Below are 12,112 nucleotides of genomic sequence, written 5' to 3'. Positions count from 1 at the left end.
CCGGTACGTCAGGACACCCGCGGCGTCATCCGCGGCTCTTCGGGTTGCCCCGTCGAGATGGTCCCTCGTTCTCCGGTCAGCCGACAGGTGCGGTGCGTCGCCCCGGGTCCCGGCTTCTGCTGGTCGGTTCCTCGCGGGTCTCCCCGATCGGTTCCTCCCAGGGTCGTCCTGGTCGGGTCCTCCCGGGTCTCCCCGGTCGGTGCGGCTGTTCCGTCCTTGCCGTTGGCTCATGTCTAGTACCAGCCGATGGGGCTCACAAGACCGTGACGCGGGTCACTTTTGTCCACCTCTTGACCCACAGGTTCGTCCACAGCCAGCCGCGCTCACACGGGGGATGGCGCACAGGCCTGTGGACGAAAGATGTGCACGACGCCGCGGCGGACGCCCGCCGTTCGGGTGATCCTGAGGGTGCTCGGCGGCCGCACCGGGGCGCGGCAACCCGTCGGCGGGGGTCAGCCCCGCACGTCGTGGAGGTGGTGCACGACGTCGTGGACCATGTACTGCGCGAGCGTCTCGATCGTGAAGTCGTCGCCGTTGCTCCGGAACCCGCGGCGCGCCCACGCGTCGTCGGGCACCTGCGCGAACGTCGCCGCGATCCGCTCCGCACCCTCGCGCAGCTCGACCGCGACCGTCGCCGGGTCCTGCTCCCCGTAGCGGCCCGTGACCGCGGTCTCGTCCTGGTCCCAGTTCGCGAACGTCGGCTCGTCCTCGTCGAGCATGAGGTGCACGCGCTGGTCGAACAGCCGGTACACGTCACGCACGTGGCACGCGTACTCGAGCGGGGACCACACCGCCGGCGCCGGACGCACCCGCACCTCCGGGCGGCTCAGGACCGCCTCCCAGTGCGTCGCCTGCACGGGGATCGCCGCCGGGAGGGTGCGCACGTCGACGTCCGCGGAGGTCAGCCCGCACTCGGGGCAGCGCTCCCGGAGCACCCACGTCCAGTCCTTGGTGTCGGGCACGATCGCGTCGTCCGTCATGGCGCCGACCATAACGGCCCCGGACACCGGGCGTCAGCGGTGGGACAATGGTCGGATGCCGAAGATCATCGGTGGCTCCTTGACGGAGCACCGCGAGCAGACTCGTCAGAAGCTGTTCGCCGCCCTCACGGCGCTGATGACCGAGCAGGGGTTCGACTCGATCACCCTCGCGGACATCGCGAACGCCGCAGGCATCGGCCGCACCGCGGTCTACAACCACTTCAGGGACAAGGAGTCCCTGCTCATCGCCCTGATCATGCACGAGACCGAGCAGTACGTCGCGACGCTCGAGCGCGCGCTCGACGGCGTCGTCGACCCGATCGAGCAGCTCCGCACCTACGTGCGCCAGCGCGCCCGCCTCAAGCGCGTCTACCACCTCGCGCCCGGGCCGGATCTGCGCAGCGTCCTCTCCCACGGGACGCAGGCGCGGCTGCGTGACCACGCCGAGCTCGTCGAGGGAATCCTGCGTCGCATCCTCATCGCCGGGATGGCGTCGGGCGCCTTCGAGGAGCAGCCCGTCGACACGACCGTCCGGCTCGTCAACGCGTGCCTGTCGAGCCGCGCCGTGCCGGACGGCGGGCCCTCGCGCGACCCCGCGATCGAGGCCACCGAGGCGTTCCTGCTGCGCGCGGTCGGGGCGCGGCTCCCGGTCTGAGAGCACCCTCCCGCTCCCCTACCCTCGTGCGGTGAGCAGCACGCCCCCGCCCGGCCCCACCACGTCCAGCACGCCCGACGACGTCGCGCCCGACGACGGCGACTCGACGCACGGGGCGGGGGCGTCGGGCGTCGAACCGTCCGGACGCCTGGGGCACGGCCTCAAGGTGCGGCACCTGACGATGATGGGGCTCGGCTCGGCGATCGGTGCCGGCCTGTTCCTCGGCACCGGGCAGGGCATCCGCACGGCCGGGCCCGCCATCCTGCTCTCGTACGCGATCGCCGGGGTCATCGTGATCCTGGTGATGCGGATGCTCGCCGAGATGGCCGCGGCGGTGCCGTCGAGCGGCTCGTTCTCGACGTACGCCGAGGTCGCGATCGGCCGCTGGGCGGGGTTCACGCTGGGCTGGGTCTACTGGTTCACGCTGATCATGGTGCTGGGCGTGGAGATCACCGGCGCGTCGATGATCATCAACGGCTGGCTCCCCGGTGTGCCGCCGTGGGTGATCGCGCTCGTCCTCGTGCTGTTCTTCGCCGCGGTGAACCTGCTCGGGGTGCGGTCCTTCGGCGAGTTCGAGTTCTGGTTCGCGGCCCTCAAGGTCGCCGTGATCGTCGTGTTCCTCGTCGTCGGGACCCTGCTCGCGCTCGGCGTGCTGCCCGGGACCGACCCCGTCGGGGTGAGCAATCTCGTCGGCCACGGCGGGTTCGCGCCCACCGGGATCGCCGGCGTCGCGACCGGGCTGCTCGTGGTCGTCTTCGCGTTCGGCGGGATCGAGATCATCACCATCGCGGCCGCGGAGTCCGACGACCCGGAGCGCAGCATCGCCAAGGCCGCCCGGTCGATCGTGTGGCGCATCCTGCTCTTCTACATCGGCTCCGTGGCGATCATGGTCCTGGTGCTGCCGTGGGACTCGCCCGAGCTGCTCGCCGGCCCGTTCGTCGCCGTGCTCGGCCTCGCGAAGCTGCCAGCGCTCCCGGCGATCATGGAGGTGGTCGTCGTGGTCGCGCTGCTGTCCGCGTTCAACGCGAACGTGTACGGGACGTCGCGCATGGCGTTCTCCCTGGCCCAGCGCGGTGACGGGCCTCGGGGACTCCTGCGGGTCTCGCGGCACGAGATCCCCGTCGTCGCGGTGCTCGTCTCCATCGTGTTCGCGCTGGTCAGCGTGCTGCTGAACTGGTTGCTGCCCGAGCGTCTGCTCGGCATCCTGCTCAACGCGGTCGGGGCGTCGCTCATCGGCATCTGGGTCATGATCGCCGTCTCGCAGATCCGGCTGCGGCGCCGCCTCGAGACCGCCGGGCGCCTCACGGTCCGCATGTGGGGGTTCCCGTGGCTGAGCTGGTTCACGCTCGCGCTCCTCGCCGGCCTGGTCGCGCTCATGCTGACCGACGGCGCCGCACGCGCCCAGGCGCTGTCGACGACGCTGCTGTTCGCCGTCGTCGCCGGGATCTTCTTCCTCACCCAGCTGCTGCGCGCCCGCTCCGCCCGCAAGGCAACCCCCACCCCCAGATAGTCCCCGCGCGCTCCGCCCGTCCCATGCCGCCGGCCGCCGGGGTCGCCAAGCCCGCCGAGGTCGCACATTCCCACCGAGGTCGCACTCGCGCACGGACGGTCTCGGTGCAGATGTGCGATCTCGCCGTCAGGGAGGGGACGGAGGCGGCGCGGGCCCGGGCGAGGGCGTCGGGCGTTGTGGGTGCGCCGGCGCGGCGGGCCCGGGCGAGGTGGTGGGTGCGCGGGGGACGCTGCGGGTGCGCGGGGGGCGCTGCGGGTGCGCGGGCGCTGCGGGTGCGCGGGCGTTGCGGATCGGGGAACCTGGGGGCATGTCCCACCTGAGCACCGCCGTCGAGGCGACCGCGGCCGCCGCCGAGCTCTGTGAGGGGCTCGCCGCCGCCGTCGCCCAGCGCGGATGGCACGTCGCGACGGCGGAGTCGCTGACGGCCGGCACCGTGGGGACAGTCCTCGCCGCCGCACCCGACGCGACGTCCTGGTACCGCGGGACCATCGCGGCGTACTCCCCCGAGGTGAAGTTCTCGCTGCTCGACGTGCCGCGCGGGCCCGTCGTCACGCGGGAGTGCGCCGTCCTCATGGCCCGCCGCACGGCCGAGCTGCTCGGCGCCGAGCTCTGCGTCGCGATGACCGGGGTCGGCGGACCGGAGCCCGACGAGGGCGAGCCCGCCGGGACCGTGTGGTTCGCCGTCGTGTCGCCGGGCGGGGAGCACACCGTCAAGGAGGTTTTCCCCGGCTCGCCCGCGGAGGTGCTCACCGCCACGACGGAGCGTGCACTCGCCCTCCTGCACGACGCCGCGGCGGGCGCCCTGTAGCCCACGGTGCACGCGGCCGACGTAGCCGTGTGCGGCCACCAGGCGGGCCCCGTTCGCAGCGCCCTCCTCCTGCAGCGCCTGTCGACGCGACGGTCAGGAGACGGCCCTGTCGAGCACGTCGGCGAGCTCGGTGGGGGCCGACAGCATCGGCCAGTGGCCGGTGGGCAGGTCGAGGCGGCGCCACGGCGCCTCGTTCAGGTAGGCCAGCATGGGCACCCCGGCGTCGAGCAGCCCGGCGAAGTCGTGGCACGCGACCAGCACACGGTCCACACCGGCGTCGAGCTCGACGGAGCCAGCGAGGCGCTGGGTGTAGGTGCCGAACGGCTGAGGCGTGGCACGTGAGCGCAGGACGTCCAGGGCACCCTGGTCGAGGCCGTCGAGGCTGCTGGACAGGCCCACGACGTCGAACGGCGGCATCGGCAGCCGCCACCCGTCGCCGGAGGTGTCGGCCTCCTGGCGTAGCTGGTCCGCTGCCTGCGGGGGCATGAGGTCGAGCATGCACATGCCCGGGGCGAACGGGGCGCTGTCCACGTAGATGACGCGTTCCAGCCGGTCGCCGAGGCGTCCCGCAGCGCCGGTGACCGGGGCGGCCGCGTAGCTGTGGGCGACGAGCGTGACGTCGCGCAGGTCGTGCTCCTCGACGAGGCCCGTGATGTCCGCGACGTGCGTCTCGAGGTCCGTCTGCGGGCCGCCCTGGTCGGCGCGCTCGGCCAGGCCGGTCAGCGTCAGCGGCAACGCGGTGTGACCGCGATCCTGGAGCGCCCGGGCGGTGTCTTCCCAGGCCCATGCGCCGAGCCAGGCGCCGGGAACGAGGACGAAGGTGGCCATGTGATCTCCCTGAGGTGAGGTGTTGTGGGGAGCGTAAAGTCGATACAGGACAGAATCCGCCCTCACAAGCAGAGTGATCCATGTCGCATCCCCTGACCCGCGTGCTGACCCTGCTGGAGCTGCTCCAGTCCAACGTCCGGCTCACCGGTGCCGAGCTCGCCGAGCGGCTGGGCACCGACGTGCGCACCGTCCGGCGGTACACCGCGCACCTGCGGGAGCTGGGCATCCCCGTGGAGGCGGAGCGAGGTCGCTACGGCGGCTACCGGCTGGCCCGCGGCTACCGCATGCCCCCGCTGGTCCTCACGAACGACGAGGCCCTGGCCGTCGTCCTCGGCCTGCTCGCGGCCGAGCGGCTGGGCATGGAGACCGCGGCACCGGCCGGCGCGGGCGCCATGGCCAAGATCGAGCGGGTGCTCCCGCAGGCCCTGCGCGAGCCGCTCGCCGCCATGCGGGAGACCCTGTCGTTCACCGCGAGCACCGTGCCCGGGCAGGCGCCCGGGACGGGCGTGCTGCTGGCCCTCGCCGAGGCGTCCCGCGCCCGCGCGACCGTCGGGATCAGCCACGTGTCCTCACGCGAGGAGCACACCGAGCGCGACGTCGACCCCTACGGCGTGGTGTTCCACACGGGCCGCTGGTACGTCGTCGGGCACGACCACCTGCGCGACGACCTAAGGAGCTTCCGCATCGACCGCATCGCCTCCGTCACCCCCCGGGTCGGCGCCTTCACCGTGCCCGACGGCTTCGACCCCGTGGACCACCTGACGTCGACCCTCGGGCAGGGGTCCTACCGCTGGCGGGTTGAGGTCACGATCCACGGACCGCTCGACGAGGTCGCCCGCCGCCTGCTTCGCGCCGCGGTGACGCTCACCGCCCAGCCCACCGGCGTCCTGCTGCACACGCGTGCCGAACGGCTGGACGGCATGGCCCACCTGCTCGCCTCCCTGGAGTGGCCCTTCACCATCCACGGGCCCGACGAGCTGCGCGGAGAGGTCAAGGGCCTGGCCGCCCGGCTCGCCGAGTCCGCAGAACGCCTACCGGGAGAAGCCCAGCCGTGACGCCGGCCGTCCGTCGTCGCGACGCGGCGCCGCGCTGCGTCGGCGTGCTCAGCCGGGCAGCTGGGCAGCTGGGCAGCTGGGCGCGAGCGTCGCGGGACCGCCGTCGACGACCGCGGCGGCGCCCCGGTCAGCCGTGCAGCGGCAGCGTGAGCACCGTCGGACCGCCGTCGACCACCCGGACGGGGACGCCCCAGTCCTGCTGGTTGAGGTGGCACGCCGGGTACTCGATCGCGGGGTCCGCGTCGCACGACGCCGCCTGGGCGGTCACGTGCAGCACCCCCTCGGCGACGGCCGGGTTGATCCGCAGGGCGCGCTCGAGCGGGATGTCGTCGCCGGCGCCGTCGAGCAGGAGCTCCGGGGGTGTGGCCGACACCTGGAGCCTCGTGGACGGGCCGTACCGGTCGTCGTACTTCTGCCCGACGGCGGGTGTGAAGACCACGTCGAGCAGCACGTCCCCCGAGCCGATCTCGGACACGGGCCGCCGGGTGCGGTGGGCTCCGGCGTCGCGGATCTCGCCCGCGAGCTTGGCAGGGAGCCGCACGCGGGTGAGGCGGTGCGCCGCTGACTCGACGACGAGGAGGTCGATCGCCCCGTCGTCGTGCGCCTCGACGACCAGGCCGGACGGCTCCGCGAGGTCCCGGGCCAGGGTCGTGACCTCGCCGACGCCCGCGGCGCCCCCGTCCGCGCGTGCGTACCGCCGGACCGCACCGTTGTAGGTGTCGGCGACGGCGATCGATCCGTCGGGCAGCACCGCGACACCGAGCGGGTGCTGGAGGAGCGCCTGGTCGGCGGCACCGTCGCGGTAGCCGAAGTCGAACAGGCCGGCACCGACGGCGGTGCCCACGGTGAGGTCGGCGCTCCCGGGCGGCGAGTCGACCCAGCGCAGCGCCGACACCTCGGAGTCCGCGAGCCACAGCCGCCCGTCGGGCCCGACGGCGAGGCCCGACGTCTGCGCGAACCACGCGTCCTCGACCGGGCCGTCGAGCAGTCCCTCGTTCATGGTGCCCGCGAGGTGGCTGATCACGCGCGCCTCAGGGTCGAACGTCCACAGCGTGTGGTTGCCGGCCATCGCGACGACGAACGCCGCGAGCGGCTCGAACCAGACGACGTCCCACGGCGACGACAGCTTGGTGGTCTGCGCCGGGCCCGTGTACTGCACGCCCGCGGGGATCGCGTCAGGGCCCTCGACGAGGTTGTCCGCCGCCCCCACCATCCACTGCTGCCCGTTGCCCGCGAGCGTCCGGACCGTCCCGTCCTCGAGCCGCACGCCGCGCAACGCGTGGTTGACCGTGTCCGCGACGACGACGTCGTACCCCAGCTCCGCACGCCGCCCCTCGGGCACGAGCGTCAGGCCGTTGGGCTCGCTGAAACGGGCCTCGTCGAGCTCGCCGTCGACGAACCCGCGCTCCCCGGAGCCGATGCGCCGCACGAGCGTCTCGGCGTCGGGCGCGAGCTCCGCGAGGCTGTGGTGACCGGCGTCGGCCACCAGGAGGTTCCCGTTCGGCAGGCGCACGGCCTTCGCGGGGAAGCGGAGCGTGGACGACGTCGCGGGCGGGGGCACGTAGGGGCCGTCACCGCGGTGCAGGGTCCCCTTCGCCTCGTGCTCGGCGACGAGCTCGCGGACCAGGACCGCGAGGTTGTGCCGGTGCCCCTCGCCCGCCATGTGCGCGACGATGTAGCCCTCCGGGTCGACGACCACGAGCGTCGGCCACGCGCGCGCCGAGTACGCGGACCACGTGGTCAGCTCCGGGTCGTCCAGGACCGGGTGCCGCACCTCGTAGCGGTCGACGGCGGCCGCGAGCGCGACCGGGTCGGCCTCGTGGACGAACTTCGGCGAGTGGACCCCGACGATCACGAGCACGTCGCGGTGCTGCTCCTCGAGCTCACGCAGCTCGTCGAGGACGTGCAGGCAGTTGACGCAGCAGAACGTCCAGAAGTCGAGCACGACGATCTTGCCGCGCAGGTCCGCGAGCGTCACGTCGCGCCCGCCCGTGTTGAGCCACCCGCGGCCGACGAGCTCGGAGGCGCGGACCTTCGGGAGACGCGTGCTGCTCTGGGTCACAGGTGTAGTGAACACGAGCCGGCGGCACCGCATGCCCGCTTGTCCGTCGGCCGGGCCGCCCCGACGCTCACGACGCACCGCGCGCAACTCCGCACGAATCGCCTCGGATCGCCCGCGCGGCGTCTCGCGGAGCCGTAGCGTGTCCGGGCACCCCGTCGACCCCAAGGAGTACCTGTGCGCCTCACCATGACGCTGACCGAAGCCCTCACCCTCGCGCGCGCCGCCCGGCCGCTGCCGTCGCTCGTGCGGTCGATCAGCGCGGAGGGGTCGGTCATCCAGGTCGAGGTCGACCTGCGGCAGATCCCGGACCCGCCGGCGCCGCTGCGCCTCGCCGCCGCCGCGGCGGGCACCGTGTCCGTCACGGCCGAGATGGTCGAGTTCGCGGCGGGCGTCGCGACGTTCCGGGTCACCGCGCACGCGCGCGCCCTGCCTGCACACAAGCTGCTCGGGCACATCGCCGACCCGCTCGAGTCGGCGCTGCGTCGGCGCGGCCTGCCCGCCGGGCTCGTGACGGTTCGCCGGACGCCAGGCGACGCGCTGGTCGACGTCGCGGTGCAGGCAGCCGTCGACGCGCGGTCCGCGGGGCTGACGGTCACGGACCTCGCCGTGCAGGACGGGATGGTCGACGTCGCAGTTGCCGTGGGCGACGTCACGCTGCGGCGGGGCCGCCGCTGACCCCGGTCCGCATAGCGGCCGCCCTTCCCGGCGCGCACGCCGCCTGACGTCCTCCCCGGCACACGCTCCCCCACGCGACTCGTCGTGCGGGGCCCGGTCGGGGAGGGCGGCACAGGCCCCGCAGCGAGCGGGCGCGCCGCCCGGCGAGGCGCGTCAGAAGTTCCTCGAAACTCGCTGCATCCACGCGCCACCCTCCGGAAGTAGTACAGGTGTCAAGCACTTCCGAGCCCTTCGGGGCTGATCCAGGAGGAACCATGCGCACCCGTCTCTTCTCCGCCGGCGCCGCCGCGCTGATCGTCGCCGCTGCCGCCGCACCCGCCGCCGCCGCCAGCCCGAGGTCGTAGGCGAGGACGACGGCTCGGGTGAGCTCAGCCTCCCGCGCCGCACCGGGGAAGCAGTGGCGGGGCAGTGACCTGGCGTGATGGCCTTGGACGGTGGAGCCGACCACGAGCAGGCCGGCGGCCGCAGCGGCGTGACGGGCGCCGCGATGCCACGCTGATCCAGTGGCCCTCGCAGACCTCGTCGTGCGGCGGGCGACCGTGCCGAGTCGACAGGTACGGTCGTCCGCACCGAGTCCGGCGGCTACGCGATAGGGCGCGACGTGGCTGCGCTTGGCGTCCCCACAGGCGTCCCCTACCCGGCCACCGCCGCGCTAGTGCCTATCCAGGGCGCCGGCGCCGTCGATCTGCGTCGCTTTGAGGGAAAGTACGCCACCGCTGTTGGCGTGTGGCGCGAAGGCGAACTCCGGGTGGAACGCGTCATGGGCGCGAAACCGGCCAAGCTCGAGCCACACACCTACGCCGCAGTCGGCGGGGGCGGGTTCGGATCGGCGCCAGTCGATGGCAGCACCCCTGATCGCGCGCTCACCGCGGAAGCACCCCTATGGGCGAGCGGCGCCATGATCTGGCGCGTTGCCCTGCAGGGCCCTGCTGGGCGGCAGGTGCTGGTCGCGGCGCACGACGGGCACGCCGTAGAGGCGGCGCTCGCACCCGTGTACGGGGCCGCTCTGCACGTGGTGGTGAGCCCGTGGGGGCCCGACGCCTACCGCGCGGTCGACGACGTCATCACCGCCGCGGAGACGGAGCAGGTGCTCGCAGGTGTCGAACGGGGCATCACCCGCGCCGGACTCGTCGTGGTGCACATGGAGGTGAGGTTCGTCAGCGAGTCCCTCGAGTCGCTGGCGCGAGGGGTCCCCGAGGGTCTCATGACCGTTGACGCTGCCCTGGCGCCGGCTCGGCGGTGAGGGCGGGTGCACAGACTCACGCAGCCGCCGACGGTGCCGCTTCAGCGCCCCCTGCTCAACGCCCGACGTCGCCCGGAAGTGCGAGCACGGACCTGCGCTGACGAGTCTCCTCACGCAACACCTGCGCGCCTCGTACCGGGCGAGGCACTACTCAGGCCTGCGGAAATCCCCTCGCACCTGAAACCTTGTGGTGACTGCGATCCGGTGCCTGCGGCCCTTCGCATCGCGCCACTCGGCGCCCTCGGGCGCCCCCGCCCATGTGGGCATCTCGCTGATCCGGCGCACCAATCCCTGCACTGCCTCAGGCGGACCCTCGACCCCAGCCTGCTCGAGTCCGGCGAGCACCGTCGCGGCGTCCTCGCCCCGGAGCTGTTCATAGACCGCGCTGATCCGGTCGTGGGTGTCGTGGCCCGCCTCGTTCAACCAGCGGTCAACGGGTTCTAGCGGTCTGCGCCTATGTCCGCGGCCGATCATCATCTCCGCCCACCCCTTCGGCTCCATCGCTCAGGTCCCTTTGCAGTCTGCCCCGGACCACGGGCCGCGTCACCCTCAAGACGACCTACAACGACGCGGTGGTCTGCTCGCCTGCCTTGGCGAGGGCGCGCGAGACGCTGGACGCACCGACGCCAAGCACGCGCGCGATGTGCGCGATGCTTTGGCCCCGCTCGTGCATCCGCAACGCAGCCGCGGTCCGCTCCGGGGTCATCACCGACGGCCGGCCACCGACGCGGCCCTGCGCCCGGGCGTGCGCCAGGCCGCGCCGGGTGTTGTCACGGATGGTGTCGACACGCAGCTGCGCGAACACCGCGACGATGCCGAACAGCGCCCGACCCATCGGAGTCGTGGTGTCGATGTCCGGCTCAGTCAGGGACTTGATGTTCACCCCGCGCTCGTGCAACTCGCTGATCGTCTCGATCGCCATCTTCTCGCTGCCCGCGATCCGGTCGAGCCGGCGCACGACAAGGGTGTCCCCAGCCCGCAGGTAGTCCAGGCACGCGAGCCACTGCGGGCGGTCCTTCACACGACTGGACTCACCCTGATCAACGAACACCTTGACCGCACCGGCGGCGCGCAGCTCGGACTCCTGCGCAGCCGGGTTCTGATCGTTGCGCGACACCCGCGCATAGCCAACGACGTTGCTCACCACGACCTCACTCCCCCATCCCCTGCCCGCTGCCACGCCCCGGCATGTACGGGCCGCTGCGGCGCCTCTGCGGCCCCGTCTGCGACGGCTGGCTGGTCGCCTCGCTCGCCGCCTGCGGGTAGGACGCGCGCAGCACCGACCGACCCGGGCTCGTCGACGACAGCCCGGCAGGGTCGTTCGTGCGTGGCTGCGCAATCGCCCTGAACACCGGCACCAGCGAGGCCGGGTCGGGGTCGTAGTCGAACATGTTGGGCCGGCTGAGCTGGGATGCCTGGTTCCACACCTCGGGGCTGACCTGGCCGTAGTCGAGCGTGAAGCGCGAGAGCTCCGCGACGTGCTCCATGAAGACCTTGCCGGCCCGACCGTTGCCCTCCCGGAACGGATGCGCCTGGTTCAGGTAGGCGAAAACGACCGCGGCCTTCTCCCCGAACGCCTCGCGGTCCAACACGGACCAGTCAGTGCCCGCCACGCGCGCCCGAACGTCCTCGAGCAACCGGTCGACTTCTCCAGCCTTCACGTCACCGAACCCACGCCCGACCCCCTTGGAGATGTTCACACCGCGGAACTCCCCGGCCCACTCGAAGACGTCCTGGAACAGGTGCCGGTGGATCGCACGCACATGCGCAGCGTCGTACGTCCGGGTGAACGCCACGTCACCGGACAGCAACTCACGCTGCCGGCGCATCGTCTCGACGTACTCCAACAGCGAGAGCGTGCGCGCGTCACGCTCGTCGAAGAGATTGCGCAGCGTGCCCTCGTCGGGCGGTGGGTAGAAGTACGACTCCCAGGTGTCGAACGCCATCAGCGTGCGACGGCAGCCGTCCGTCGACGAGCAGCGGCGTGCGCGCGGCGACGGTACTCCGCAGCATCGATCGCACCGCGGGCCTCGTCGGTCAGGTTCTCCACATCCTCACGGTTGGGCTCCCAGCCCTCGTGCCACGCGCTGGCCAGAGACTGCACGACCGCGCGGCGCTGGGTGTCGTCGAGCTGTGCGAACAGCTCGGGCCAGCGCTCCTCGACGTCGAACCTGGTGGCCACGGCGCGGCTCCCCTCTCCTGACAGAAGAACCAGTCTACCGGACCACCCAAAAACGGTCTACAGCGGGTTTCGGTGCACCTGGGTTTCGGTGGCGAGTTTAGGTGTATCGGCGGC

At 72.6% G+C, this 12,112-nt stretch carries 12 protein-coding genes; 6 read left to right on the top strand and 6 right to left on the bottom strand.

Features of this window, described 5'->3' with window-relative positions; translation table 11 throughout:
• Positions 1-452 precede the first annotated feature (452 nt).
• Positions 453-980: a DinB family protein gene (locus tag FZ988_RS08465; protein ID WP_149203550.1), complete on the bottom strand. Its 528-nt coding sequence runs from the start codon at positions 978-980 to the stop codon at positions 453-455.
• Between the two features lie 55 nt (positions 981-1,035).
• On the opposite strand from FZ988_RS08465, the gene FZ988_RS08460 reads away from it, so the two are divergent.
• The 3 genes from FZ988_RS08460 to FZ988_RS08450 all read left to right on the top strand — a co-directional run bounded on the left by FZ988_RS08460 (position 1,036) and on the right by FZ988_RS08450 (position 3,953).
• On the top strand, positions 1,036-1,635 hold the full coding sequence (locus tag FZ988_RS08460; RefSeq protein WP_149203549.1) for a TetR/AcrR family transcriptional regulator: 600 nt from the start codon (positions 1,036-1,038) through the stop codon (positions 1,633-1,635).
• Positions 1,636-1,666: 31 nt separating this feature from the next.
• Positions 1,667-3,145 (top strand): amino acid permease, encoded by a 1,479-nt coding sequence (locus FZ988_RS08455; protein WP_149203548.1) that lies wholly within the window; start codon positions 1,667-1,669, stop codon positions 3,143-3,145.
• Between the two features lie 307 nt (positions 3,146-3,452).
• On the top strand, positions 3,453-3,953 hold the full coding sequence (locus tag FZ988_RS08450) for a CinA family protein (RefSeq protein ID WP_149203547.1): 501 nt from the start codon (positions 3,453-3,455) through the stop codon (positions 3,951-3,953).
• Between the two features lie 93 nt (positions 3,954-4,046).
• Here FZ988_RS08450 and FZ988_RS08445 read toward each other — a convergent pair whose 3' ends face one another.
• Complete coding sequence (locus FZ988_RS08445; RefSeq protein ID WP_149203546.1) at positions 4,047-4,781, bottom strand: alpha/beta fold hydrolase; 735 nt, start codon at positions 4,779-4,781, stop codon at positions 4,047-4,049.
• 80 nt (positions 4,782-4,861) lie between these two features.
• Between FZ988_RS08445 and FZ988_RS08440 the strand changes: the two genes are divergently transcribed.
• Entirely contained in the window at positions 4,862-5,836 is a 975-nt protein-coding gene (locus tag FZ988_RS08440) for a helix-turn-helix transcriptional regulator (protein ID WP_149203545.1), read from the top strand.
• Positions 5,837-5,963: 127 nt separating this feature from the next.
• Here the strand turns inward: FZ988_RS08440 and FZ988_RS08435 are convergent, their stop codons facing one another.
• The gene (locus FZ988_RS08435) at positions 5,964-7,931 is read right to left on the bottom strand and encodes an NHL domain-containing thioredoxin family protein (RefSeq protein WP_149203544.1); all 1,968 of its coding nucleotides are present in this window, start codon (positions 7,929-7,931) and stop codon (positions 5,964-5,966) included.
• Between the two features lie 141 nt (positions 7,932-8,072).
• Between FZ988_RS08435 and FZ988_RS08430 the strand changes: the two genes are divergently transcribed.
• Both FZ988_RS08430 and FZ988_RS08425 read left to right on the top strand, forming a co-directional pair.
• The gene (locus tag FZ988_RS08430) at positions 8,073-8,573 is read left to right on the top strand and encodes a hypothetical protein (RefSeq protein ID WP_149203543.1); all 501 of its coding nucleotides are present in this window, start codon (positions 8,073-8,075) and stop codon (positions 8,571-8,573) included.
• Between the two features lie 898 nt (positions 8,574-9,471).
• Positions 9,472-9,816, top strand: a complete 345-nt coding sequence (locus FZ988_RS08425) for a hypothetical protein (RefSeq protein ID WP_149203542.1) — start codon at positions 9,472-9,474, stop codon at positions 9,814-9,816.
• A 559-nt stretch (positions 9,817-10,375) separates the two neighbouring features.
• On the opposite strand, the gene FZ988_RS08420 is transcribed toward FZ988_RS08425, so the two are convergent.
• The 3 genes from FZ988_RS08420 to FZ988_RS08410 are packed head-to-tail and all read right to left on the bottom strand — an operon-like array spanning position 10,376 to position 11,998.
• Positions 10,376-10,960: a recombinase family protein gene (locus FZ988_RS08420; RefSeq protein WP_149203541.1), complete on the bottom strand. Its 585-nt coding sequence runs from the start codon at positions 10,958-10,960 to the stop codon at positions 10,376-10,378.
• A gap of 7 nt (positions 10,961-10,967) precedes the next feature.
• Complete coding sequence (locus FZ988_RS08415; RefSeq protein ID WP_149203540.1) at positions 10,968-11,762, bottom strand: Fic/DOC family protein; 795 nt, start codon at positions 11,760-11,762, stop codon at positions 10,968-10,970.
• Complete coding sequence (locus tag FZ988_RS08410) at positions 11,762-11,998, bottom strand: antitoxin VbhA family protein (protein WP_149203539.1); 237 nt, start codon at positions 11,996-11,998, stop codon at positions 11,762-11,764. The genes FZ988_RS08415 and FZ988_RS08410 overlap by 1 nt, the downstream gene beginning before the upstream one ends.
• Positions 11,999-12,112 lie beyond the last annotated feature (114 nt).

Source organism: Actinotalea subterranea, from assembly GCF_008364845.1.
GTDB lineage: Bacteria > Actinomycetota > Actinomycetes > Actinomycetales > Cellulomonadaceae > Actinotalea > Actinotalea subterranea.
The sequence above is the reverse complement of the archived record's forward strand: the minus strand, read 5'-3'. Positions and strand labels throughout refer to the sequence as shown.